Below are 20,875 nucleotides of genomic sequence, written 5' to 3' on the forward strand. Positions count from 1 at the left end.
TACCGTATCTTGTATTTTAGGGGTCTGTACGCAGACTCTGAAAAATTATATCTAGGAAAATAAAGAGATGAATGCACCGACCGACCTGAAAGTCACCAAACGCGACGGGCGTTTGGAAGAAATCAACCTCGATAAAATCCACCGCGTCATCACTTGGGCGGCGGAAGGCTTGGACAACGTTTCCGTGTCGCAGGTCGAGCTCAAATCGCACATCCAGTTTTACAACGGCATCCGCACCGACGACATCCACGAAACCATCATCAAGGCCGCGGCCGACCTGATTTCTCAGGAAACGCCCGACTACCAATACCTGGCCGCACGTTTGGCGATTTTCCACCTGCGCAAAATCGCCTACGGCCGCTTCGAACCGCCGCACCTGTACGAGCATGTATCAAAACTCGTCGAAGCAGGCAAATACGACAAGCATCTGCTGGCCGATTACAGCCGTGAAGAATTCGACGAACTGAACGCCTACATCGACCACGAGCGCGACATGCGCTTTTCCTACGGCGCGGTCAAACAGCTCGAAGGCAAATATCTGGTGCAGAACCGCGTAACCCGCCAAATTTACGAAACGCCGCAGTTCCTCTACGTTTTGGTGGCGATGTGCCTGTTTGCCAAATACCCGAAGGAAGGCCGTCTGAATTATGTGAAACGCTTCTACGATGCGGTTTCCACCTTCAAAATCTCCCTGCCCACGCCGATTATGTCGGGCGTGCGCACGCCCACGCGCCAGTTTTCGAGCTGCGTGCTGATTGAGTGCGACGACAGCCTGGACAGTATCAACGCCACCACCAGCGCGATTGTGAAATACGTTTCCCAACGCGCCGGCATCGGCATCAACGCCGGCCGCATCCGCGGTTTGGGCAGCGAAATCCGCGGCGGCGAAGCGCAGCACACCGGCTGTATTCCGTTCTTCAAAATGTTCCAGGCCGCCGTTAAATCCTGTTCGCAAGGCGGCGTGCGCGGCGGTGCGGCCACTTTGTTCTACCCCTTGTGGCACATCGAAGTGGAAAGCCTGCTGGTGCTGAAAAACAACCGCGGCGTGGAAGACAACCGCGTGCGCCACCTCGATTACGGCGTGCAGATTAACCGCCTGCTCTACGCCCGCCTGATTAAAGGCGGCGACATCGCCTTGTTTTCGCCGCACGAAGTGCCCGGCCTGTATGACGCCTTCTTCGCCGACCAAGACGAATTCGAGCGCCTCTATACCCAATACGAGCAAGACCTCGCCGTCCGCAAGCGCGTGGTGCCCGCCACCGAGCTGTTTTCGCTGCTGATGCAGGAGCGCGCCGGCACCGGCCGCATCTACATCCAAAACGTCGACCACTGCAACACCCACAGCCCGTTCGACCCGAAAGTGGCGCCGGTGCGCCAGTCCAACCTGTGTTTGGAAATCGCGCTGCCGACCAAGCCGTTAAACGACATCAACGACGAAAACGGCGAAATTGCCCTGTGCACCTTGTCGGCCTTCAACCTCGGCGCGCTGGAAAGTTTGGACGAACTCGAAGGCTTGGCCGATTTGGCCGTGCGCGCGCTCGATGCCTTGCTCGATTACCAAGACTATCCCGTTAAAGCCGCACGTCACGCCACCATGAACCGCCGCACCCTCGGTATCGGCGTGATCAACTATGCCTATTATTTGGCCAAAAACGGCGTGAAATACAGCGACGATTCCGCCATCGGCTTAACCCACCGCACTTTTGAAGCGATTCAATATTACCTGCTCAAAGCCTCGGTGCAGCTCGCCCAAGAATTCGGCGCCTGCCCGGCGTTTAACGAAACCACCTATGCACAAGGCAAACTGCCCGTCGACACCTATAAAAAGGATTTGGACACCATCTGCCAAGAGCCGCTGCATCTTGATTGGGAGGGTTTGCGTGCCGACATCGTCAAACACGGTCTGCGCAATTCCACCCTAACCGCACTGATGCCGTCTGAAACCAGCTCGCAAATCGCCAACGCCACTAACGGCATCGAACCGCCGCGCGGACTGGTTTCGGTAAAAGCCTCGAAAGACGGCATTTTGAAACAGGTAGTGCCCGAATTCGAGCGCCTGAAAAACCAATACGAACTGTTGTGGCAGATGCCTTCCAACGACGGCTACCTGAAACTCGTGGGCGTGATGCAGAAGTTTGTCGATCAGGCTATTTCCGCCAACACTAGCTACGACCCGCAGCGCTTCGAAGGCGGCCGCGTGCCGATGAAGCAGCTGCTGAAAGACCTGCTCACCGCCTACAAATTCGGCCTGAAAACCCTGTATTACCACAACACCCGCGACGGTGCCGACGACACCCAAACCGATATCCAAGACGACGGCTGCGCGGGCGGAGCGTGTAAGATTTAAGAGGAGCGTAGGCTGAGTTTTAACCCAGCATTTAACGCGTACTTGAAATTTTCAGACGGCCTGATTAGGGAAAGGCCGTCTGAAAACCCAAAGCAGAACACCAAGAATGGGGACTTTAATCATGCTTTCCATAAGCACAATATATTAATCCGTTGAATGTCAGGCGAAAGTTTCAAACCATGACCGAGAACTCCGCAAACACTTCCCCAAATACCCCTGCACCACTCCGCAAAAAAATCAGCATTTTTGCCTACATCATCGGTGGCTTGTCGCTTATCTTTTCGTGGTTTCCCTTTGTTGGCTGGCCGTTCGCCATCATTGCGGTTATTTGGGGTGCGTTTGAATGGAAAAACGGCGGCAAACCCGTTTTGGCTTTAGGGATTATCGGCATTGTGTTGACCGTCTCCATATATGGCTCTTTGTTTCATATCGCCTCTAAACAAGACGGTATTTTTGCCGATTCAAGAAATCAACTCACAAATCAACTCACACAGATTCTGTTAAACGACTTACCGCCACTGATTGAGTTTTATAAATTACAACACGGCACTTATCCCGAATCTCTAAAAGTATTACAGGAGTCTTGGACCCAACAGCAGAATCACAGTCCGCTCTCAATAAAAGATGCCGCCCATGTACGCGAGTTTTATTATGAACGGGTCGGACAGAATCATTATTATCTGCGCGAACTGGGAGCCGACGGACAGCCATTTACCGCTGACGACATCGTTCCCACAGTAGCCAATACACCCAACAGCAAAATAGGCTTACTGCTTCAGAAACAATAAAAAACAATCAACGCATCAATAAATCCGATCTCGGAGTGCGACCATATTGATAACAATGTTTCAGACGGCATCCCAATTACATTGATGCCGTCTGAAAATCCGAATATCAAACAAATCAACCGTTTTATCTTAGAGAAAAAAACCATGTCCTGCGAACACCTAGTCATGTCCTACAGCACGTTCAGCAAAGAAAAAAACAACGCCCTGCAAGAGCCGATGTTTTTCGGCCAACCGGTAAACGTGGCGCGTTACGACCAACAGAAATACGAGATTTTCGAAAAGCTGATTGAAAAACAGTTGTCGTTTTTTTGGCGGCCGGAAGAAATCGACGTGTCGCGCGACCGCATCGATTACCAAAACCTGCCCGAGCATGAAAAGCACATTTTCATCAGCAACCTGAAATACCAAACCCTGCTCGATTCCATTCAGGGACGCAGCCCGAACGTGGCACTGCTGCCCTTGGTGTCGATTCCCGAGCTGGAAACGTGGATTGAAACGTGGAGCTTCAGCGAAACCATCCACTCGCGCAGCTATACCCACATCATCCGCAACATCGTAAACGACCCCTCGGTTGTGTTCGACGACATCGTGCAAAACGAATACATCATCGCCCGCGCCGAAGACATCGCCTGTTACTACGACGATTTAATCGAATACACCCAGTATTACAACCTGCTGGGCGAAGGCGAGCACCGTGTAAACGGCAAAACCGTGGTGGTGAACAAGCGCGAGTTGAAGAAAAAACTGTATCTCTGCCTGATGTGCGTGAACGTGCTCGAAGCCATCCGCTTCTACGTTTCCTTCGCCTGCTCGTTTGCCTTTGCCGAACGCGAACTGATGGAAGGCAACGCCAAAATCATCAAACTCATCGCCCGCGACGAAGCGCTTCACCTGACCAGTACCCAGCACATGCTCAACCTGATGCGCAGCGGTGCGGACGACCCCGAAATGGCCGAAATCGCCGCCGAATTGGAACAGGAATGCTTCGAGCTGTTCAAAAAAGCCGCGATGCAGGAAAAAGAATGGGCCGAATATCTGTTTAAAGACGGCTCGATGATCGGTTTGAACAAAGAGATTTTGAGCCAATACGTCGAATACATCACCAATCTGCGCATGGCCGCCGTGGGCCTGCAACCGGCCTTTGCCAACGCTTCGCAAAACCCGATTCCGTGGATTAACGCATGGCTCTCGTCCGACAATGTTCAGGTCGCCCCGCAGGAAGTGGAAATTTCGTCCTACCTGATCGGCCAGATTGACGCGGAAGTGAGTGCCGACGATTTGGGCGATTTCGAGCTTTAAAAAACCTGCCGGCCGCTTTCGTTCCACCGCACAACCGCCCATAGGCCGTCTGAAAATATGAGCGGGTGTCGCGCGGAAACATTGTGGTATAATCGAAAATCTTATTTTCATCTTTTCATCCGCATTCGGCGCATTCAGCGGCGTTTGTATTATTTTTTCAAAAATTCCGTTTTTACACACAGAATTTTTGCACCCGACAAACCATTTTTAAGGGCTTACGATGAGCGTAACTGTTGAAACTTTAGAAAATCTGGAACGCAAAGTAGAGTTGTCTCTGGCTTGGAGCGAAATCAATGCCGAAACCGACAAACGTTTGAAACAAACCCAGCGCCGCGTGAAAATCGACGGCTTCCGTCCCGGCAAAGCGCCGCTGAAAATGGTGGCGCAGATGTACGGTGCGAGCGCGCAAAACGACGTTATCAACGAAATGCTGCCGCAGGCATTCTACGAAATCGCCGTGGAGCAAAACCTGCGCGTAGCCGGTTTCCCCCGTTTCGAAGCTGCCGAAGGCGGCGACGAGAACACGCTGAAAGTGGCGGCGGTTTTCGAAGTGTTCCCCGAAGTGGCCATCGGCGATTTGTCCGCACAGGAAGTGGAAAAAGTAACCGCCGAAGTGGGCGACGCGGAAGTGGAAAAAACCATCGACATCCTGCGCAAACAGCGTACCCGTTTCAACCATGTCGAGCGTGAAGCCCAAGACACCGACCGCGTGATTGTCGATTTCGAAGGCAAAATCGACGGCGTACCGTTTGACGGCGGTTCTTCCCAAAACTACGCATTCGTATTGGGTGCGGGTCAGATGCTGCCCGAATTCGAAGCCGGCGTACGCGGCCTGAAAGAAGGCGAAAGCAAAGACGTGGAAGTGAATTTCCCCGCCGATTACCACGGTAAAGACGTGGCCGGCAAAACCGCCGTGTTTACCATCAAGCTGCACAACGTTTCCGAAGCGGTATTGCCCGAAGTGGATGCCGATTTTGCCAAAGCGCTGGGCATTGCCGACGGCGACGTAGCGAAAATGCGCGAAGAAGTGCGCAAAAACGTAGCCCGCGAAGTGGCCCGCCGCACTCAGGAGCAAACCAAAGCTTCCGTTATGGACGCTTTGATCAAAGCGGTCGAAGTGCAGCTGCCCAAGGTTCTGGTCAACGAAGAATCCGCCCGTTTGGCCGATGAAATGAAGCAGAACTTCATCAACCAAGGCATGGCTGACGCCGCCAACCTGCAACTGCCCGCCGATATGTTCAAAGAACAGGCCGAACGCCGCGTGGCTCTGGGCTTGATTCTGTCGAAACTGGTTGAAGAAAACAAACTCGAGCCGACCCAGGAACAAATCAAAGCCGTGGTTGCCGATTTTGCCGAAAGCTACGAAGACCCGCAGGAAGTCATCGACTGGTATTTCGCCGACGACCAACGCCTGCAAGGCCCCACCAATCTGGCCGTTGAAAACAACGTGGTCGAATTCGTGTTGGGCAAAGCCAAAGTCAGCGAAAAAGCCCTGTCTTTCGACGAAATCATGGCCGCCCAAGCCTAACCGGGCAACAGCACACAGGCCGTCTGAAAAGCACCGAAGCCCGCTTTGGTGCTTTTCGCCGTCATCCGGACAAAACATTTTCAGACGGCCTGCCCACACCAAGGAAACCGAAATGACCCCAGACATCCAAAACTATTTAGTCCCCACCGTTATCGAGCAGAGCGGCCGCGGCGAGCGCGCCTTCGACATCTACTCGCGCCTGCTCAAAGAGCGCATCATCTTTCTCGTCGGCCCCGTTGACGACCAGTCCGCCAATCTTGTCGTGGCGCAACTGCTGTTTCTCGAAAGCGAAAACCCCGACAAAGACATCTTTTTCTACATCAACAGCCCCGGCGGTTCCGTCAGCGCGGGCATGTCGATTTACGACACCATGAACTTCATCAAGCCCGACGTTTCCACGCTCTGTCTCGGCCAAGCCGCCAGCATGGGGGCATTCCTGCTGTCCGCAGGTACCAAAGGCAAACGTTTCGCCCTGCCCAACAGCCGCATCATGATTCACCAGCCGCTCATCAGCGGCGGCTTGGGCGGCCAGGCATCCGACATCGAAATCCACGCCCGCGAGCTGCTGAAACTGAAAGAAAAACTCAACCGCCTGCTGGCCGAACACAGCGGCCGCAACATCGCCGACATCGAGCGCGACACCGACCGCGACAATTTCATGTCGGCAGAAGAAGCGCAGGCATACGGTTTAATCGACCAAGTCATCGCCAGCCGCGATGCGGTAAAACTGTAACACGCGGCTGATGCCGCCGACTGCACACAGGCCGTCTGAAAAGTTTCAGACGGCCTGTGGTGTAATCTTATCGACCAGCGGTTTCGGTCTTGACGGATAAAAGCGCAAAGCGCAAGCAGATTCAGACGGCCTGTGTCTGCCAGCCGTACGGTTACGCGCCTTTAAGGACGCTAACCGTACCTGCGATATTTCGTCCCTACGGAAAATGACCCAAATCTGCGGGAACGGCTGGACGGTATCCCGCCACCATACGCAACGTTCCGCTATCCGCAACATCTGCCGGTTTGCCGCAAGCACAACCGCAACGGACACCGCTGTCCGAACAACAGGCCGTCTGAAAATTTTTCAGACGGCCTTCTTGATGCATCAACCCAATATTTCCGTATGGATTGTAAAAGAGGCAGACCGTTTCAGACGGCATCCGTTCCTACCCGACGTCCGCACCAATCATTGCCCCGCAAACGGACACAGCAAACACCGGCAAGCATAACCGCATGCCGCCCCAAACAGCACCCACCCTTGTATGTTGAAACCAATGTACCATAGCAATCAAACAGGTTATCTGCCTCTGTACGCACCCTGGGATTTTTTAACATCCGTGTTTTAGCCAAACGAGCAGATAACCACCCATCACCACAACCGAACAGTTGCACGACAACACCACCGAATGCAAGGAAGGTTCATGATGAGTATTCAAAACTATGGCGGCATCGATATGGAAGTGCGCAATGCGCTGTATATGGCCGCCCTGACCGCCAGCCGTTTTGAGCCGAAAATCAAAGCATTTTACGAACGGCTTATCGGCAAAGGAAAACCGTTTAAAGTAGCCATCAATGCGTGTATGCACAAACTGCTGAGAATACTGAACGCACGGGTACGCGACTGTCTGTGTTCAGACGGCCTGCAATGCGCTTGATTAACCGTGTTTGATGTTGCTGACTGACGAGTCGGTAACACAGTTGCTACAAACACGCCGCCAGTCTGTCCAACTCTTCGTCTTCCATATCCGCCGTTACCGAAAACCGTATGCGCGCACTGCCTTCGGGAACGGTGGGCGGGCGGATGGGCAGGCAGTAGAAACCCTGCTGCCGCAGGGCAAGGGCTTTTTCGACGGCAAGGCGGTTTTCGCCGAGTATGTAGGGAATGATGCAATGCGCGCCTGCCACTTCAGCACCGCTTTTTTCCGCCACCGCCTGCCGCAATTTCCGACTCAAACGGGCGAGCCGTTCGCGCTGCGCCTGAAATTCGGGCAGTTTTTCAAACAGAAACAGACTCCATGCCACATTCAGCGGCGGCAGGGCGGTGGAAAATATCAGCGGACGGGCGGTGTTGACGAGATAGTCTTTCATTGCCCGACTGCATACGGCATATGCCCCGACGGATGCCAGCGCCTTGCCGAACGTGCCGACCAAAATATCGATGTCGCCGATACAGCCGCCCTCTTCCGCCAACCCCAATCCGGTTGCGCCGTATGCGCCGACGGCGTGGGCTTCGTCGACGTACAGCATCACGTTCTCGAAACGGCGTTTGAGCGCAACCAGGCGCGGCAAATCCGCCGCATCGCCGTCCATGCTGAACAGGCTCTCGGTAACAACAATAACACTTTGATATTGTTCGAATTTACTTGCCAACAGGGTTTCAAGTTGTGCGTAATCGTTGTGGCGGTAACGCAGATAAGCCGCCCCCGACAGGCGGATACCGTCGATGATGCTGGCGTGCACCAGTTTGTCGGCCAATATCAGCGTATCTTTGCCGGCCAGCGCGGGCAGGATGCCGCTGTTGGCGTGCCAGCCGCTGTTGAACAGCAGCGCGGCTTCGCGCCGAAACCGTGCCGCGAGCAGGTTTTCCAGCTCGGTATAAACAGGGAAACCGCCCGTCAGCAGGCGCGAAGAAGACGATGCCAACGGCAGCGGACAACCGGCAAACCGCTGCCGGAACGCGTCGGCCAACTCGGCATCGTTTGCCAAACCGAGATAATCGTTGGACGAACAGTTCAGCATCCTGAGGCCGTCTGAAATGATGTAACGGCCGTCGTGTTCAATCTGCGGCAGAGAACGCAGACGGCCTTGTTCACGCAATGCGTCGAGATGTCGGGTAAATTTGTCGGTCATGTCGTTCAGGTTTCAAGATATGGCGGAAATGGCCACCCTGCCCGCTAATCGTTTGGGCCGAATTTGGCCGGAATGTCTTTTTTCTCCAGCTCGGCCGTCTCGTTTGACGGCTAGGTAATACGGGGTTTGGCGGCTGTGCGCCACTGACAGCGACCGCGCCGCACAAACATTTTCTTTCATCATCCAATGCCTGCTTCTCGGCAGGTGCAATGCCCGCCTTTGGTTTACCCTGCCCACCCGTATTCTTCGGCCAACGCCGCCAACAGCCCGCCTGTCAGCACGGTCAATTCTTCGGGCGTGATGATGAACGGCGGCATCAGGTACACCAGCTTGCCGAAGGGTCTCAGCCAAATACCTTTGTCCACAAACCGCCGCTGCAAAGACACCATATCGACGGGCGTGTTCATTTCCACCACGCCGATTGCGCCGAGTACGCGCACATCGGCCACGCCGTCCAAGTGCCGGGCGGGGGCGAGTTCGCGGTGCAACTGCGCTTCAATCCGCGCCACGTTGTCCCGCCAGCCGCTTTCCAGCAGCAGGCATACCGATTCATACGCCACCGCACAAGCCAGCGGGTTGGCCATAAACGTGGGGCCGTGCATAAAGCATTTGGCTTCGCCCGAGCAGACGGTTCGGGCGATTCGGCCGGTGGTCAGCGTGGCCGAAAGCGTCATGTAGCCGCCCGTCAGCGCCTTGCCCAAACACAGAATATCGGGCACTACCCCAGCGTGTTCCAGCGCAAACAGTTTACCCGTGCGCCCGAAGCCCGTGGCGATTTCGTCGAATATCAGCAGCACGCCGTATTCGTCGCACAAAGCTCGGGCTTTCTGCAGGTAAACGGGCGAATAGAAATACATCCCGCCCGCGCCCTGCACCACGGGTTCCAAAACCAGCGCGGCGATTTCCCCGCCGTGCCGTTCCAGTAAATCCTTCAGCGGTGCCACGGCTTCGTCGCGCCATGTTTCGCCGAACTTTACCGCAGGCTGCGGCAGAAAATACTGCACGGGCAGGCTACTGCGGAACAGGCCGTGCATGCCCGTTACCGGATCGCACACCGACATCGCGTGCCAAGTGTCGCCGTGATAACCCGAGCGTACCGCCGCAAACCGCGCCCGCCGCCCTTCCCCGCGCGCCTGATGGTATTGCAGGGCCATCTTCATCGCCACTTCCACCGCCACCGAACCGCTATCGGCAAAAAACACCTTGTCCAATTCAGACGGCACGATTTCCAACAGCTTCTGCGCCAGCCTGACCGCAGGCTCGTGGGTGAACCCGCCGAACATGATGTGGCTCATTTTGGCGAGCTGCCGCTCCGCCGCCGCGTTCAGGCGCGGATGGTTGTAGCCGTGCAGCGCCGCCCACCACGACGACATCCCGTCCACCAGCCGCCGCCCGTCGGCCAGCGTAATCATGACACCGTCGGCCCGCTCCACAGGGTACACGGGCTGCGGTTCCGACACCGAAGCATAGGGGTGCCAAAGGTGTTCGCGGTCGAACTGCACGAGCTGTTCGCAAGTCATCGGGGCGGGGCTGCGGGACATTTCAGACGGCCTTGTTCCAATTTATTCGGGAAACGGTATTGTACACAGGTTTTCAAACAGAATTCGGCATCGGATACACCGTTCAGATACACCAAAGGCCGTCTGAAAACTTTTTCAGACGGCCTTTAAAAGCCAACGGCGCATCAATGCACTTTTTTCAAACCCTTGGCCTTCAGCGTCGCAATCACACCGTCAACGCCTTTCTGCTTAATCAGCTCGCCGAACTGGCTGCGGTACACCGTTACCAAGCTCGTACCGTCCACACGGATGTTGTACACCTTGTAAACCGAACCGCTCTGGTAAAGCTGGTAGGCCACCTCATAACGCTTGCCGCTCGCCGTGCGCAGCTCGGTGAACACATCCACCTTGCCGCTGCCGGGCGTAACGGTTTTCGGCAACACGCTCACCTTCGCATCCTGCGCCCCCATCAGCGCCGAGCGCGAATACATGGCAATCATCATGTCCTTAAACGCCTCGATAAACTCGGTTTTCTGCTGCGGGGAAAACTGTTTCCACGGCGCACCGACGGCCATCGCGGAAATACGCTGGTAGTCGAGATAGCGGTCGGCATAGCTTTCGATTTTACGGATTTTCTGCTGCTCGCCCAAAGACTTGTCGCGGGCAATCTGCAACACGGTATCGATGTTCTGCTGCATCTGCGCCTGCGCAGGATGGGAAGCCGCAGGCGCGGCGGCGGCATACGGCACGGCAATCGCAGGCACCAGCCACATTGCGGTTAAAACGGATTTCATGGAATGTCCTTTAAAATAAACAAATGGGAAAACCCGCATATTTTAAACGCATTCCCGTCCGCATTTTTTAACGGAATGTAAAAGGCCGTCTGAAAAACCGTTTTGCCAAGCTTTCAGACGGCCTGTAAAATTCCCCCGTCTGCACAAACCCATAGAGAACCGAACCATGCTCAACTATCCCGAAGACATCTACACCGAAGCCGAACCCGACAGCGACACCCTCGCCAATCTCGGCCCGCTCGCGCCGCTCGCCGGCATCTGGCGCGGCGAAAAAGGCATGGACACCAACCCCACCGCCGAAGGCACCGGCCGTGACCCCTACATCGAACACATCGAGCTGCACCCCATCGACGCGCAAACCAACGGCCCGCAACTTTTCTACGGCCTGCGCTACCACACCCGCATCGTCCAGCCCGACGAAGTGGAAACCTTCCACGACCAAGTCGGCTACTGGCTGTGGGAACCGGCCACCGGCAACATCATCTACACCCTCGCCATCCCGCGCGGCCAAACCGCCATGGCCACGGGCAATGCCGCGCCCGACGCCAAAACGTTTACCCTGCAGGCCCGCCGCGGTTCGACCACCAACGGCATCTCGTCCAACCCCTTTTTGGAACAGTCGTTTACCACAGAAAGCTACACCATCACCGTTACCGTAAACGACGACGGCACTTGGTCTTACGAACAGGATACCGTGCTGATTATCCCCGACCGCAGCCAGCCGTTCCACCACACCGACCGCAACACGCTCACGAAAATCGGCGAAGCCGTCCCGAACCCGACCGCGCGCGCGGAAGCGGAAGGCTGAGTGCAGGCTCGGCGGCGGCCGTATTGAACCATGCTTAATTGCCATGATAAAAAAGCGGTACCGTTCGCGACCGTCGCAGCCCGATCAATCAATATTGCCGTTGAAACACAACCTTAACACCGAAACACCGTCAAGGCCGTCTGAAAAAGTGTTCAGACGGCCTGATTGATTTCGGCTGTTCGGATATTGCGTTGACGGCATACAGAGTAAGACGGATTTTTTCCGGCTTCATCATCCCCGCACAGGCAGGAATCCGCACCCCGCCGCACAAACCGGCCCACCACCCCGTTTCAGCAGCCGCCTGCTCAAACCAGCAATCCGTTACCAAACGGTTCCGCCGCAAAATCCCTGTCCGCCGCACGGTTATTCCCGACAAATCCACTCAACTTTCCCCCGCCAAATCTGTTAAAATACGCGCCGATAAAAAATAAAACCATAAGGCACACAATCCCATGGCACTCCTGCAAATCGCCGAACCCGGCCTTTCCGCCGCACCGCACCGACACCGCTTGGCGGTGGGCATCGATTTGGGCACCACCAACAGCCTGGTTGCCACCGTCAGAAGCGGCAGCGCCGCCTGCATTGCCGACGGGCAAGGGCGGGTAACGCTGCCCTCCGTGGTACGCTACCTTTCAGACGGCACCGAAATCGGCCACGACGCGCTCAAAGCCCAAAAAACCGACCCGCTCAACACCGTTTCCTCGGCCAAACGCTTAATCGGCCGCACGCTGGCCGACCTGCAGCAGGAAAACCACTTCCTGCCCTACCGCTTCGGCAGCAACGAAAAAATCATCGAGCTGGCCACCCGCCAAGGCATGAAAACGCCGATCGAAGTGTCCGCCGAAATCCTGAAAACGCTCAAAACCCGTGCCGAAGAAAGCCTCGGTGGAGAGCTGGTCGGCGCGGTGATTACCGTACCCGCCTATTTCGACGAAGCGCAGCGGCAGGCCACCAAAGACGCGGCGCGGCTGGCCGGCCTGAACGTCTTGCGCCTGCTCAACGAACCCACCGCCGCCGCCATCGCCTACGGTTTGGACAACGCATCCGAAGGCACGTTTGTGGTCTACGACTTGGGCGGCGGCACGTTCGACGTATCCGTTTTACAGCTCACGCGCGGGCTGTTCGAAGTCAAAGCCACCAACGGCAACAGCGCGCTCGGCGGCGACGATTTCGACCACCGCCTGTTCTGCCACCTGCTCGAAACCAACGGCCTGTCCCAACTCAACGAACAGGACAGCCAGCTTTTATTGAGCCTGACCCGCACCGCCAAAGAAACGCTCACGTCCGACACCCGCGCCGCCGTGCAGGCCACGCTTTCAGACGGCCTCAACATCGACACCGTCATCACCCGCAGCGAATTCCACGACCTGACCCGCCATCTGGTACAAAAAACCATCGAACCGGTCAAACAGGCCCTGAAAGACGCAGGCGTAACCAAAGCCGACATCGACGGCGTGATTATGGTGGGCGGCTCGACGCGGATGCTGCACGTCCAGCAGGCCGTGGCCACGTTTTTCGGCCAAACGCCGCTCAACAACCTCAACCCCGACGAAGTGGTCGCACTCGGCGCGGCGGTGCAGGCCAACGTGCTGGCAGGCAACAAAAACGACGACGAATGGCTGCTGCTCGACGTTACCCCCCTCTCCCTCGGGCTGGAAACCTACGGCGGCCTCGCCGAAAAAATCATCCCGCGCAATTCCACCCTGCCCACCGCCCGCGCACAGGATTTCACCACCTTCAAAGACGGCCAAACCGCCATGACCGTCCACGTCGTACAGGGCGAACGCGAACTGGTGGCCGACTGCCGCAGCCTCGCCAAATTCACCCTGCGCGGCATCCCGCCGATGGCCGCCGGCGCAGCCCGCATCCGCGTAACCTTCCAAGTCGATGCAGACGGCCTCCTGTCCGTTTCCGCCCGTGAACAAACCACCGGCGTCAGCGCGCAAATCGAAGTCAAACCGTCTTACGGCCTCGACGACGAAACCATCACGCAAATGCTCAAAGACAGCATGAGCAACGCCTCCGACGACATGGCCGCCCGAGCCAAAGCCGAAGCCGCCGTCGAAGCCGAAGGGCTGATTGCCGCCGTCAACGCCGCCCTAGCCCTCGATGCCGACCTGCTCGACGAAAACGAACTGAACGGCATTCAGACGGCCATCGCCCGACTGGAAAACAGCATGGACAACGGTTCCGCCGAAGACATCCGCACAGCCGTTGCCGCCCTTGGTCATGCCACCGACGAATTCGCCGGCCGACGCATGAACCGCAACATCCAGCGCGCACTGACCGGCAAAAGCGTCGCGGAAATCTGATGCTCAGACGGCCTGAAAACAGCAGGCCGTCTGAAAAAACACCACACAAACCCGAAACCGAAAAGAAAGAACACACATGCCCAAAATCACCGTACTCCCCCACGCCGATTTCTGCCCCGAAGGACTGGTCATCGACAACGCCCCCGAAGGCGAAACCGTCTTGGACGTGCTGCTCGGCCACGACATCGACGTCGACCACGCCTGCGAAAAATCCTGTGCCTGCACCACCTGCCACGTCATCATCCGCCAAGGTTTCGACAGCTTGGAAGAGCCGACCGAAATCGAAGAAGACCTGCTCGACCAAGCCTGGAGCCTGGAAGCCGAAAGCCGCCTGAGCTGCCAAGCCGTGGTCGCCGGAGAAGATTTGGTGGTGGAAATCCCGAAATACACAATTAACCACGCACGGGAGCATTAAGCCCGAACCGCCCAAGGCCGTCTGAAAACCGCAACTTCCGCACACGGCCGACTGCCCCATTCCCGCCGTTTTACTCCCAAAGGAACACCGTCATGAAATGGACCGACACCCAGCGCATCGCCGAAGAGCTTTACGATGCCCATCCCGACACCGATCCGAAAACCGTGCGCTTTACCCATCTGCGCGACCTGATTATGGCGCTGCCCGATTTCGACGACGATCCCGCCCGCTGCGGCGAGCGTATTCTCGAAGCCGTGCAGCAGGCTTGGATAAACGAAGCCGAATAATGCCAACAGGCCGTCTGAAAATTTCAGACGGCCTGTTTTTATGGCCGAACTGTTCCGGCGGCTTTTTCCTACCGTCCGCCGCAGTTCATCAGAACCATCCTCCTGCACGGTCATAACGGCCATCGAAAAAACTTCCGCCGCCTCACTTGTCAAACGGTTCCGCTCCGTATCCCGCATCCGATACCTGCCTGTGCAGGAAAGCATTTGTCCGACAAACTTGTCCCCTACTCCTCTTGAAGAGCGTATCAACCGGTTGGCTGTTATTTTCATCCCAAACAGCGGCAAGCTGACCTGAATCAAACCATTTTGTAATAAAACTACCTAAAATCCCTACATCAGAATTTTTCAATTTATCCATCCCAATCAAGGAGAAACGCAAATGAATGCACCTTCCGACAAAGCAGCAGCGGCCCAAGCCGAAGTCAACGGTTTGGTAGAGCGCGCATCGGCCGCGCTGGAGCAATTCCGACAGCTCAATCAGGAACAGGTCGACTACATCGTCGCCAAGGCTTCTGTGGCCGCACTCGGCAAACACGGCGAGCTGGCAATGCACGCGGTGGAAGAAACAGGGCGCGGCGTGTTTGAAGACAAGGCCACGAAAAACCTGTTTGCCTGTGAAAACGTGGTACGCCGTCTGCGCGATCAGAAAACCGTGGGTGTGATCAGCGAAGATCCGGTAACGGGCATTACCGAAATCGCCGATCCTGTGGGCGTGGTGTGCGGCATCGTGCCGACCACCAATCCGACTTCCACCACCATTTTCAAAGCTCTCATCGCGCTGAAAACACGCAATCCGATTGTGTTTTCGTTCCATCCCTCGGCGCAGCAGTGTTCGGTCCATGCAGCGCAAATCGTGCTGGATGCGGCGGTGGCGGCGGGTGCGCCGAAAAACTGCATCCAATGGATTGCCACACCGTCGATGGAAGCGACTTCCGCGCTGATGAAGCACAAAGGCGTGGCCACGATTCTGGCCACAGGCGGCAACGCGATGGTGGAAGCGGCCTATTCCTGCGGCAAACCCGCATTGGGCGTAGGTGCGGGCAATGTGCCGGCGTATGTAGAAAAAACCGCCAACGTGAAACAGGCGGCCAACGACATCGTTTTGTCGAAAGCGTTCGACAACGGCATGATTTGCGCCAGCGAGCAGGCGGCGATTATCGATAAAGAGATTTACGACGACGTGGTCAACGAGATGAAGGGCTACGGCGTGTATTTCGTCAGCAAAAAAGAAAAAGCACTGCTGGAAGAGTTCGCCTTCGGTGTGAAAGCCAACAGCAAAAGTTGCAGCCTGGCCAGGCTCAATGCGGCGATTGTCGGCCGTTCTGCCGAATGGATTGCGGAGCAGGCCGGTTTCAAAGTGCCCGAACACACCGTTATCCTTGCCGCCGAATGCACCGGTGTCGGTGCGGCCGAACCGCTGACACGCGAAAAACTGTCGCCGATACTGGCGGTGCTGAAAGCGGACTCCACCGAACACGGCCTGCAGCTTTCCGAACAGATGGTGGAATTCGACGGGCTCGGCCATTCCGCTGCAATCCATACGAAAAACAATGAATTGGCTCAAGAATTCGGCAGCCGTGTGAAAGCCATCCGCGTCATCCATAATGCGCCGTCCACTTTCGGCGGCATCGGCGACGTGTACAACGCTTTCCTGCCTTCGCTCACTTTGGGCTGCGGCTCATACGGCAAAAACTCCGTCGGCGGCAACGTCAGCGCAGTCAACCTGTTGAACATCAAAAAAATCGGCCGCAGGAGCAACAACATGCAGTGGATTAAAGTACCTTCAAAAATCTATTTCGAGCGCAACGCCATCCGGTATCTGCAGGACATGAAAGAGTGCAGCAAGGCCGTCATCGTTACCGACCGCTCCATGGTGGAGTTGGGCTTCGTCGACAAAATCACCGAGCAGCTCCACCTGCGGCAGAACAAAGTGACCCACCAGCTGTTCGTCGACGTCGAATCCGACCCCAGCATCGAAACCGTGAAAAAAGGTGCGGATTTGATGCGCAGCTTCCAGCCCGACACCATCATCGCGCTGGGCGGCGGTTCGGCGATGGACGCGGCCAAAGCCATGTGGCTGTTTTACGAACACCCCGAAGTGGATTTCAACGATTTGATCCAGAAATTCATGGACATCCGCAAACGCGCCTTCCGCTTCCCCGAACTGGGCAAAAAAGCCAAATTCATCGGCATCCCCACCACTTCGGGCACAGGTTCGGAAGTTACCCCGTTCGCGCTGATTTCGGACGGCGACAAAAAATATCCGATTACCGACTATTCGCTCACGCCCACCATCGCCATCGTCGACCCTGAATTCGCCATGACCGTGCCGTCTGAAGTGGCCGCCAACACCGGCATGGACGTTTTGACCCGCGCGATTGAAGCCTATGTGTCCGTGCTCGCCAACGACTTTACAGACGGCCTCGCCCTGCAAGCCGTCAAACTCGTGTTCGGCAATCTGGAACGCTCGTGCAAAAACGGCGACCCCGAAGCCCGCGAACACATGCACAACGCCTCCACCATCTCCGGCATGGCCTCGGCCAACGTGTTCTTCGGCATCAACCATGCCGCCGCTTCCGCCGTCGGCGGCCGCTTCCGCATTCCCAGCGGCTGCGTCAACGCCGTATTCCTGCCGCACGTTATCCGCTACAACGGCACGCGCCCGCAGAAACTGTCGGTATGGCCGAAATACAGCCACTATCAGGCCGACGTGCGCTATCAGGAAATCGCCCGCACACTCGGCCTGCCCTGCGCCACGCCCGCCGAAGGCGTGGAATCGCTGGCCAAAGCCTGCGAAGAACTGGCACGGAAAACCGGTATCAAAATGTCGCTGAAAGAACAAGGCATCGCCGAAAAAGACTTTGCCGCCGCACGCCGCGAGCTGGCATTGGCCGTCTGCACGGGTTCGCCCGCCAACCCGCGCCTGCCGATGGTGGCGGATATGGAAGACATCCTGAACAAAGCCTACCACGGCTGAACGGCGGGTTTGCCGCAGCGGATGCCGTCTGAAAAACGGCGGCAGCCCGATGCCGCAAGGCAAAGGCCGTCTGAAAGCAAGGGCGGCCTGTTCCGCACAAAGGCCGTCTGAAAAACATTTTCAGACGGCCTTTGCCGTTTTGCAGGATTTCGGCGCATCAAACCCCGAATCATTGTTAAAATAGCCCTTATTTTTGAAAGCGACGCCATGCCCCGTTTCCTGCCCGAACCCGCCCTGCCCTTCTCCGGCGCAGACAAAACCGCCCTGCTCATTATGAACCTCGGCACGCCCGACGCGCCGACGGCGGCAGCGGTTCGCCCCTACCTGCGGGATTTCCTGTCCGACCAAAGGGTAGTGGAACTGCCGAAACTGCTGTGGCAGCCCGTTTTGCACGGCGCGGTGCTGACGCTGCGGCCGAGAAAAAGCGCGCACGGCTACGCCAAAATCTGGATGGACGGCGGTTCGCCGCTGGCCGTTTACACCAAACAGATTGCAGACGGCCTGGCCGAACGCCTGCCCGGCATCGCCGTGCGCCACGCCATGTCCTACGGCAATCCCTCGGTACCCGATGTTTTGGCCGAGCTCAAAGCCGAAGGCATCACGCAGCTTTTGGTATTGCCGCTGTATCCGCAGTATGCCGCATCGAGCAGCGGCGCGGCTCTGGACAAAGTGTTCGACGTGCTGCTGCGCCAGCGCAACCAGATGGCCGTCCGCACCGTACCGCGCTTTTTCGGCGACGCAGGCTATATCGAAGCCATGAAGCGGCACATCGAAGCCCATTGGGCGGCCAACGGACGCGGTCAAAAACTGATGCTCAGCTTCCACGGCATCCCGCTCAAAAACCACGAAGACGGCGACCCCTACCCCGACGAATGCCGCACCACCGTCCGCCTGCTTGCCGCCGCATTGGGCTTGGGCGAACAGGATTACATCGTGTCGTTCCAAAGCCAGTTCGGCAAAGCCGAATGGGTGCAGCCCTCCACCCAAGCCCTGCTCGACACGCTGCCGCAGCAGGGCGTAACCGAACTCGACGTTTTCTGTCCCGGCTTCGCCGCCGACTGTCTGGAAACACTGGAAGAAATCGCGCTGGCCGGACGGGAACAGTTCCACGCCGCAGGCGGCAAAGCCTACCGCTACATCCCCTGCCTGAATGCCGCCCCCGTATGGATGGACGCGCTCGCCGCGCTGGCCAAACGGCATTTGCAGGGCTGGATATAAAAAACACGGCAAAGGCCGTCTGAACAATACATCAACACATCCGCCGCCCCGACATCCGAAATCTGCCTTACCCGTTTTTCAGACGGCCCGACGCCGTCTGAAAACCAACCGTTAAAAAGGGAAACCACATGGACTTAGGTTTGGAAATCAGCAAGCTGATTCTCGCTCTGATGGTGCTGATCAACCCCTTCGGCGCCCTATCCATCTATCTCGACCTCACCCAGAACCACAGCACACGCGAACGGCGCAAAGTCGCGCGCACTTCGTCGCTGACCGTGTTCATCGTCATCACCCTGTTCGCCTTGGCGGGCGGCACGATTCTGAAAATCCTGAACATCAGCGTCGGCTCGTTCCAAGTCGGCGGCGGCATTCTCGTGCTGCTGATTGCCATTTCGATGATGAACGACAACGGCAACCCCGCCAAACCCAATATCGGCACCGACGAAGGCAGCGACATCGTCATCGCCCCCAAACAGAGCGCGGCCGCCATCGCCGTCGTGCCGCTGGCCATCCCGATGATGATAGGCCCGGGCGGCATTTCCACCGTCATCATTTACGCCTCCGCCGCAAAAACCTACCGCGACATCATTTCCATCATCGCCGCCGGCCTGATTGTGAGCGCCATCTGCTACACCACCCTGATGGTCGCCGCCCGCATGAGCAGCTGGCTCGGCGAAACGGGGCTGACCATCCTCAACCGCATCATGGGCATGCTGCTGGCCGCGGTGTCGGTGGAAATCATCGTAGCGGGGCTGAAAGCCATCTTCCCGCAACTCGCCGTCTGAACCGACATCATTTTTTATACAATGCCTGAAACGCCGGGCCGTCTGTCAAGCAAACCGGATGCCCGCACAAAAATCACAGCACAGCCTCCGCCAACGCATCACGAACACCGCCCTAAGAAAGAAAACGCCATGACACTCCCCACCGTTACCGTCGGCCTGCTCTCCGCCAGCGATCGCGCCAGCAGCGGCGTCTATGCCGACGAAGGCATTCCCGCCCTGAAAAACTGGCTCTCCGCCGCCGTCAAAAACCCCGTCCGCTACGTCGAAGCACTGGTTCCCGACGAACAGCCCGCCATCGAAGCCGCCCTGCGGAAGATGGCCGACGAAGACGGCTGCGACCTGGTGTTTACCACCGGCGGCACAGGCCCCGCCCCGCGCGACGTTACCCCCGAAGCCACGCTTGCCGTGGCCGACAGGGAAATGCCCGGCTTCGGCGAACAGATGCGCCAAATCAGCCTGTATTATGTGCCGACCGCCATCCTGTCGCGCCAAACCGCCGTCATCCGCGGCCGCTGCCTGATTGTCAACCTGCCCGGCCGCCCGAAAGCCATCGCCGAAACCCTCGGCGGCGTGCGCGGTTCGGACGGCCAAACCGCCGTACACGGCCTGTTCGCCGCCATCCCCTACTGCATCGATTTAATCGGCGGCGCATTTATCGAAACCGACGAAACCGTCTGCCAAGCCTTCCGCCCCAAACAGAAAACCGCCGGTAATTGACCGCAACCTTGTCCACCATTCCGACCTGTTCCCCCTTATTCCCGATACCGCTTCCGCCCGTAACGCCGTGAAACAAATGCCCCTGCTCAAACCGATAAAGGCGTTCCGCAGCCCTTTTTATAGCAAATAAACTTATTTATCGATACACACCTGAAACAGCCAATCCACATCCGTAATTCGCAGCCGATTCCTAACACCTTTAATCCAAGCCCACTTTTTCTCTATCTGATTCAGATCGGGGCTATAAGGTGGAAGCC

Annotated in this window: 19 protein-coding genes and 1 pseudogene; 17 read left to right on the plus strand and 3 right to left on the minus strand. The window is 57.0% G+C overall.

Annotated features, from left to right (window positions below; translation table 11 throughout):
- Positions 1-67 precede the first annotated feature (67 nt).
- The 6 genes and pseudogenes from nrdA to ACEYDX_RS11620 form a co-directional block, all read left to right on the plus strand.
- A complete protein-coding gene (gene nrdA / locus ACEYDX_RS11595; RefSeq protein WP_373742173.1) occupies positions 68-2,347 on the plus strand; it encodes a class 1a ribonucleoside-diphosphate reductase subunit alpha in 2,280 nt (759 codons plus the stop codon).
- A 179-nt stretch (positions 2,348-2,526) separates the two neighbouring features.
- The gene (locus ACEYDX_RS11600; protein ID WP_373742174.1) at positions 2,527-3,135 is read left to right on the plus strand and encodes a hypothetical protein; all 609 of its coding nucleotides are present in this window, start codon (positions 2,527-2,529) and stop codon (positions 3,133-3,135) included.
- Between the two features lie 165 nt (positions 3,136-3,300).
- Positions 3,301-4,434: a class Ia ribonucleoside-diphosphate reductase subunit beta gene (gene nrdB, locus ACEYDX_RS11605; protein WP_373742190.1), complete on the plus strand. Its 1,134-nt coding sequence runs from the start codon at positions 3,301-3,303 to the stop codon at positions 4,432-4,434.
- A 220-nt stretch (positions 4,435-4,654) separates the two neighbouring features.
- Positions 4,655-5,962, plus strand: a complete 1,308-nt coding sequence (gene tig, locus ACEYDX_RS11610) for a trigger factor (RefSeq protein WP_373742175.1) — start codon at positions 4,655-4,657, stop codon at positions 5,960-5,962.
- 112 nt (positions 5,963-6,074) lie between these two features.
- The gene (clpP, locus tag ACEYDX_RS11615; protein ID WP_373742176.1) at positions 6,075-6,695 is read left to right on the plus strand and encodes an ATP-dependent Clp endopeptidase proteolytic subunit ClpP; all 621 of its coding nucleotides are present in this window, start codon (positions 6,075-6,077) and stop codon (positions 6,693-6,695) included.
- A 721-nt stretch (positions 6,696-7,416) separates the two neighbouring features.
- Positions 7,417-7,611: pseudogene (locus ACEYDX_RS11620) on the plus strand (IS110 family transposase); the annotation flags it as partial.
- Between the two features lie 46 nt (positions 7,612-7,657).
- Here ACEYDX_RS11620 and ACEYDX_RS11625 read toward each other — a convergent pair.
- The 3 genes from ACEYDX_RS11625 to ACEYDX_RS11635 form a co-directional block, all read right to left on the minus strand.
- The gene (locus ACEYDX_RS11625; RefSeq protein ID WP_373742177.1) at positions 7,658-8,806 is read right to left on the minus strand and encodes an 8-amino-7-oxononanoate synthase; all 1,149 of its coding nucleotides are present in this window, start codon (positions 8,804-8,806) and stop codon (positions 7,658-7,660) included.
- Positions 8,807-9,030: 224 nt separating this feature from the next.
- The gene (gene bioA, locus ACEYDX_RS11630) at positions 9,031-10,326 is read right to left on the minus strand and encodes an adenosylmethionine--8-amino-7-oxononanoate transaminase (RefSeq protein ID WP_373742191.1); all 1,296 of its coding nucleotides are present in this window, start codon (positions 10,324-10,326) and stop codon (positions 9,031-9,033) included.
- Positions 10,327-10,490: 164 nt separating this feature from the next.
- On the minus strand, positions 10,491-11,099 hold the full coding sequence (locus ACEYDX_RS11635) for a phospholipid-binding protein MlaC (protein WP_373742178.1): 609 nt from the start codon (positions 11,097-11,099) through the stop codon (positions 10,491-10,493).
- Between the two features lie 166 nt (positions 11,100-11,265).
- On the opposite strand from ACEYDX_RS11635, the gene ACEYDX_RS11640 reads away from it, so the two are divergent.
- The 11 genes from ACEYDX_RS11640 to mog all read left to right on the plus strand — a co-directional run bounded on the left by ACEYDX_RS11640 (position 11,266) and on the right by mog (position 20,618).
- Entirely contained in the window at positions 11,266-11,907 is a 642-nt protein-coding gene (locus ACEYDX_RS11640) for an FABP family protein (RefSeq protein ID WP_373742179.1), read from the plus strand.
- Positions 11,908-12,098: 191 nt separating this feature from the next.
- Positions 12,099-12,338, plus strand: a complete 240-nt coding sequence (locus ACEYDX_RS11645) for a hypothetical protein (protein WP_373742180.1) — start codon at positions 12,099-12,101, stop codon at positions 12,336-12,338.
- Positions 12,339-12,359: 21 nt separating this feature from the next.
- Entirely contained in the window at positions 12,360-14,219 is a 1,860-nt protein-coding gene (hscA, locus tag ACEYDX_RS11650; protein ID WP_373742181.1) for a Fe-S protein assembly chaperone HscA, read from the plus strand.
- A gap of 76 nt (positions 14,220-14,295) precedes the next feature.
- Complete coding sequence (gene fdx / locus ACEYDX_RS11655; RefSeq protein WP_373742182.1) at positions 14,296-14,634, plus strand: ISC system 2Fe-2S type ferredoxin; 339 nt, start codon at positions 14,296-14,298, stop codon at positions 14,632-14,634.
- A gap of 92 nt (positions 14,635-14,726) precedes the next feature.
- Positions 14,727-14,921, plus strand: coding sequence for a Fe-S cluster assembly protein IscX (gene iscX, locus ACEYDX_RS11660; RefSeq protein ID WP_373742183.1), 195 nt, complete (start codon positions 14,727-14,729; stop codon positions 14,919-14,921).
- Positions 14,922-14,961: 40 nt separating this feature from the next.
- Positions 14,962-15,216, plus strand: coding sequence for a hypothetical protein (locus ACEYDX_RS11665; RefSeq protein ID WP_373742184.1), 255 nt, complete (start codon positions 14,962-14,964; stop codon positions 15,214-15,216).
- A gap of 84 nt (positions 15,217-15,300) precedes the next feature.
- A complete protein-coding gene (adhE, locus tag ACEYDX_RS11670) occupies positions 15,301-17,898 on the plus strand; it encodes a bifunctional acetaldehyde-CoA/alcohol dehydrogenase (RefSeq protein WP_373742185.1) in 2,598 nt (865 codons plus the stop codon).
- Positions 17,899-17,947: 49 nt separating this feature from the next.
- Positions 17,948-18,082, plus strand: coding sequence for a hypothetical protein (locus tag ACEYDX_RS11675; protein WP_373742186.1), 135 nt, complete (start codon positions 17,948-17,950; stop codon positions 18,080-18,082).
- A gap of 23 nt (positions 18,083-18,105) precedes the next feature.
- Positions 18,106-19,116: a ferrochelatase gene (gene hemH, locus ACEYDX_RS11680; RefSeq protein WP_373742187.1), complete on the plus strand. Its 1,011-nt coding sequence runs from the start codon at positions 18,106-18,108 to the stop codon at positions 19,114-19,116.
- Between the two features lie 128 nt (positions 19,117-19,244).
- Positions 19,245-19,901 (plus strand): MarC family protein, encoded by a 657-nt coding sequence (locus tag ACEYDX_RS11685; protein WP_373742188.1) that lies wholly within the window; start codon positions 19,245-19,247, stop codon positions 19,899-19,901.
- A gap of 129 nt (positions 19,902-20,030) precedes the next feature.
- Entirely contained in the window at positions 20,031-20,618 is a 588-nt protein-coding gene (mog, locus tag ACEYDX_RS11690; RefSeq protein WP_373742189.1) for a molybdopterin adenylyltransferase, read from the plus strand.
- Positions 20,619-20,875: the final 257 nt, after the last annotated feature.

This window comes from Neisseria sp. (assembly GCF_041804105.1).
Lineage (GTDB): Bacteria > Pseudomonadota > Gammaproteobacteria > Burkholderiales > Neisseriaceae > Neisseria.

What these genes read in the sequence shown, in the direction of transcription:
- clpP (WP_373742176.1), top strand. Translation starts at nt 6,075, where the DNA reads ATGACCCCAGACATCCAAAACTATTTAGTCCCCACCGTTATCGAGCAG.
- bioA (WP_373742191.1), bottom strand. Translation starts at nt 10,326, where the DNA reads ATGACTTGCGAACAGCTCGTGCAGTTCGACCGCGAACACCTTTGGCAC.
- tig (WP_373742175.1), top strand. Translation starts at nt 4,655, where the DNA reads ATGAGCGTAACTGTTGAAACTTTAGAAAATCTGGAACGCAAAGTAGAG.
- ACEYDX_RS11640 (WP_373742179.1), top strand. Translation starts at nt 11,266, where the DNA reads ATGCTCAACTATCCCGAAGACATCTACACCGAAGCCGAACCCGACAGC.
- nrdA (WP_373742173.1), top strand. Translation starts at nt 68, where the DNA reads ATGAATGCACCGACCGACCTGAAAGTCACCAAACGCGACGGGCGTTTG.
- ACEYDX_RS11625 (WP_373742177.1), bottom strand. Translation starts at nt 8,806, where the DNA reads ATGACCGACAAATTTACCCGACATCTCGACGCATTGCGTGAACAAGGC.
- hemH (WP_373742187.1), top strand. Translation starts at nt 18,106, where the DNA reads ATGCCCCGTTTCCTGCCCGAACCCGCCCTGCCCTTCTCCGGCGCAGAC.
- hscA (WP_373742181.1), top strand. Translation starts at nt 12,360, where the DNA reads ATGGCACTCCTGCAAATCGCCGAACCCGGCCTTTCCGCCGCACCGCAC.
- ACEYDX_RS11685 (WP_373742188.1), top strand. Translation starts at nt 19,245, where the DNA reads ATGGACTTAGGTTTGGAAATCAGCAAGCTGATTCTCGCTCTGATGGTG.
- fdx (WP_373742182.1), top strand. Translation starts at nt 14,296, where the DNA reads ATGCCCAAAATCACCGTACTCCCCCACGCCGATTTCTGCCCCGAAGGA.
- adhE (WP_373742185.1), top strand. Translation starts at nt 15,301, where the DNA reads ATGAATGCACCTTCCGACAAAGCAGCAGCGGCCCAAGCCGAAGTCAAC.
- ACEYDX_RS11600 (WP_373742174.1), top strand. Translation starts at nt 2,527, where the DNA reads ATGACCGAGAACTCCGCAAACACTTCCCCAAATACCCCTGCACCACTC.
- ACEYDX_RS11635 (WP_373742178.1), bottom strand. Translation starts at nt 11,099, where the DNA reads ATGAAATCCGTTTTAACCGCAATGTGGCTGGTGCCTGCGATTGCCGTG.
- ACEYDX_RS11665 (WP_373742184.1), top strand. Translation starts at nt 14,962, where the DNA reads ATGGCCGAACTGTTCCGGCGGCTTTTTCCTACCGTCCGCCGCAGTTCA.
- nrdB (WP_373742190.1), top strand. Translation starts at nt 3,301, where the DNA reads ATGTCCTACAGCACGTTCAGCAAAGAAAAAAACAACGCCCTGCAAGAG.
- ACEYDX_RS11675 (WP_373742186.1), top strand. Translation starts at nt 17,948, where the DNA reads ATGCCGCAAGGCAAAGGCCGTCTGAAAGCAAGGGCGGCCTGTTCCGCA.
- iscX (WP_373742183.1), top strand. Translation starts at nt 14,727, where the DNA reads ATGAAATGGACCGACACCCAGCGCATCGCCGAAGAGCTTTACGATGCC.
- mog (WP_373742189.1), top strand. Translation starts at nt 20,031, where the DNA reads ATGACACTCCCCACCGTTACCGTCGGCCTGCTCTCCGCCAGCGATCGC.